This is a genomic window from Pedobacter sp. 01N416, assembly GCF_056399685.1.
Map to the genome: position 1 here is coordinate 1 of NZ_JBFTRT010000777.1, position 3,361 is coordinate 3,361.

General features: G+C 37.7%; 4 protein-coding genes. 1 reads left to right on the plus strand and 3 read right to left on the minus strand.

Features of this window, described 5'->3' with window-relative positions:
- A partial coding sequence (locus AC1DND_RS27015) for an endonuclease/exonuclease/phosphatase family protein (RefSeq protein WP_477585834.1) occupies positions 1 to 598 on the plus strand: 598 nt, incomplete at its 5' end.
- A 20-nt stretch (positions 599 to 618) separates the two neighbouring features.
- Here AC1DND_RS27015 and AC1DND_RS27020 read toward each other — a convergent pair.
- The 3 genes from AC1DND_RS27020 to AC1DND_RS27030 form a co-directional block, all read right to left on the minus strand.
- Positions 619 to 1,569, minus strand: a complete 951-nt coding sequence (locus AC1DND_RS27020) for an alpha/beta hydrolase (RefSeq protein ID WP_477585836.1) — start codon at positions 1,567 to 1,569, stop codon at positions 619 to 621.
- A gap of 179 nt (positions 1,570 to 1,748) precedes the next feature.
- Positions 1,749 to 3,068, minus strand: a complete 1,320-nt coding sequence (locus AC1DND_RS27025; RefSeq protein WP_477585838.1) for an ArnT family glycosyltransferase — start codon at positions 3,066 to 3,068, stop codon at positions 1,749 to 1,751.
- Positions 3,069 to 3,361 (minus strand): phosphatase PAP2 family protein (locus AC1DND_RS27030; protein WP_477585840.1); only part of this gene is annotated, 293 nt, incomplete at its 5' end. It lies immediately after the preceding gene.

The following is a 3,361-nucleotide window of genomic DNA, read 5'->3' on the forward strand; positions in this document are numbered from 1 at the left end:
ACAAGAAGTAGACGTGAATACCAAAAGATCGGGCACTATTAACCAGGCCGCTTTGCTGGCCACCAAATTGAAGATGAATTTTTATTTTGGTAAAGCGATAGACCATGATGGGGGTGACTATGGCGTAGCTATTTTATCTCGCTTTCCTTTATCTGCACAGCAGACTTTTATGTTGCCTAAAAATAACGATGCCAAAGCAGAACAAAGGGTTTTGGCCATTGCAACTGCCGAAATTGCCAAAGGAGTTTTTATCCGTTTTGCTTCTACCCATCTTGATGCGCAACGCCCGGAAGATAACCGTATCCTTCAAGCTAAAGAGATTAATCGGTTAACAGCAGAAGAAACCCTGCCGTTAATTGTTGCAGGTGATTTAAACGCCGATCCAAGTTCAGAAAGCATTAAAATATTCGATTCTAATTTTACCAGAACATGTAGCAATTGTGGTTTTACCATTCCTGTGATCAACCCGCGGAAAACAATTGATCATATTGGCTTTAAAACAGGAAATCCTTTTAAAATTGTTTCGCACGAGGTAATCCCTGAGCGTTATGCCTCAGATCATTTGCCCATCGTTGCTGTGCTCGAACTGAAAAAATAGTGGAAACCACTCGATTTACCCTATCTCTTTTTTAAAGCAGGAGGTATGCTAAAAGTGGATTTTTTGTCGGCATCTTTAAAGTCTACTTCCATAAAGTAGCGCTTTTGTTTAATGATGTAATTTTCTATAAACCACAAAATATCAGGCAGGTTTTCAACCATTGGTGATCCTGCTATTTCGTGTCCCATACCTTGTACATACTGAAAATAATATGGATACCCATTTTTTTTGAAGGTGCGTGCCAGGTACTTGGAGCCAAAAAAGCCCCTGTTAAGTAATCTCACTTTGTTATAGGGTACAAGTTTATCGGCTGTGCCATGAAAAAGCATTGTAGGTGCTGGTGGCATAGCATATTTTGGCGCACCATGATAACTTAATATTGCCCCGGCAAAAGAAATTACACCTTTGTATTGAAAATGCTGTGGGAGTTTAGCCGATAATGCTGTCGCATTCCGCTTGTTATAGTCGGCATGTAGTGCAGTAATAGCGCCCGCACTTGATCCCGATAGGATGATCATAGCCGTATCGATACCGAGTTCTTTTGCATTTTTAAGCAGATAAGCTGTTGCTTCGAAAACATCAGTCGTAGCCGTATCAATAGCAGCTTTTAAATTTGAAGTATTAAAGGGACTGGGAAATTTCTTTCCTTTAAGGCCTAATCTATAATCAACAGACACTACTTTAAAACCATGCCCTATCAACGTATTAAAGTATTGGTCAAATAACTTACTGTCTCTGTGGCCCATTACAAAGCCACCACCAAATACAAAAAGTACTGTTGGTTTAGTTTCTGTTATTTTACCACTGTAATAAATATCTAACTTTAGTGCGCCTGAATCTGTTTGCGAAAATATTTTAGTATCTACATGATATTTTTTATCCTTGAGTACAATCTGCCCAATTGAGGATAGAGAACTGAATAAAAGCGTGAGGAACAGCAAGCTTAGCGGATATACTTTGTTATTGGGCATCATCTATTTTTTAGGAAGAGGTTCGCTATTAGCCAAATGTAATTGGCTTTGATTTCTAAGCTAATTTATTGCATTTTCAGCTCAAGTGCAATTAAATACACCATATTCTACACTATGGATTAATTTAAAACATTAATTTAATCGGTTATAATTGCAACTGCACTATTTTTTGTAGCCGTTTAGCCTAAATAACAGAATGTTTTTGCAAATAACGCCGTTTCTGAAAATAGGTGTAATAATCGGTGCTTTGTTGTCGCAGCAGGAAACCACTTTGTAATTACCATAGTATGGGTCGTCTTATTCTTTTTGGATGATTTATCCACACGGTAAATAGAATCAATTATTCTTGATGTTTCTTTCCAGCCGTATAAATCTAAGGTGGGGTCGCCCGTACCCAAATGCATGGGGTCTTTTCGCGGAGAAAATGTGCCCTTGTAAAAATTAATTGCGATGAGACCTGCACATACCACGAACAGGAAAAACAGCATACCAGCACTAATAATGGCTTTTACTTTTGATAAGGTAAAGGATTCCAGTTTCAATGCCGAAAGGTATATTAAACAGCTATAGGCCGGGCCAGACCAATGGGGTAATGTATCTCTAAAAATTGAAAGAAAAATCAGCGTAGCAATAAGTGGGAGTGCACAATATAATAACAGTTGTATTTCGCTTTTAAGAAGATGATGTTTGGTTTTGATCAAACTAAAAACTGCAATCCACGCCAGAAAAAAAATAATGGGATTGTTGTAAAATATTTGCCCGCTAATTTCTCTGACGAAAGTCAATGGATTTATGCCAGCGTGAAACAGGCTAACCCGGTTACTGTGATAGGTATAGGTAATGAAATGATGCTGGATGTTCCAGATGATAAAAGGAGATACTATAATTARACTAATTAAGGCAGAAACATACATGCCTTTTTGCACCATCAATTTCCTATTGCTAAACAGGGCGAACAATACAACGGCTACCCATAAATAGATGCCATGAATCTTACACATCATACAAAGACCTGCTGCTATACCGAACCAGCACCATAGACTTAATGTGGGTAAACCCAGATGAATAGATTTGGTGATTTTAAGTAACAAAAAGATGCTCCACAGCCAAAAAACCATTTGAGGGCTATCTGGCAAAATAAATGTCCCAGCGATAATACTACAATAAAAAGAAGAAGAATAAAGTAAAACGGCAAACCAACCAACTCGGGCATTAAGGAGTAATTTCCCTGTTTTATAAACGATTATTGTACCAATTGTTGATGATATTATAGCGCCAAGCCGAACAGCCGATTCGTTGTGAATATATAAATTTACTGTTGTTACTCTGATTAACCACGCCACAAATGGGGGATGATCAAAATAATTCCATTCCAGATTTAAAGCATAAGTCCAGTAATATACTTCATCATTTCCAAGTGCTATTGTTGAAGCAATGATCAGTTTGATCACAGCCATTACCATTATAAAAAGCCAAAGTTTAGCTGGAATTTCTTTCACTTAAATGGGGTTGGCCTGACTGGCGATTTTAAGCTGTTTATATCTTTTGCTTACCTTTGCCGATCTGAAAAATTTGAGATCGTATACTTGATGATAACTAACCAAAGCGCAGGTTATACCGGTTATTGCCCCAAAAATTACATCAATAAGGAAATGCTGAGCCAGGTATATACGCGAATAACCGATTAGAAAAGCAAAAAATAAGCAGTAAAACGTGATTTTATTTTTCTTGAAAACCAAAACGAATACTGTGGCTAAGGCAAACGCAGAAGCGGTATGGCCAGAAGGAAAAG

Coding starts and splice junctions, on each gene's coding strand:
- AC1DND_RS27020 (WP_477585836.1), bottom strand. CDS start 1,569: ATGCCCAATAACAAAGTATATCCGCTAAGCTTGCTGTTCCTCACGCTT.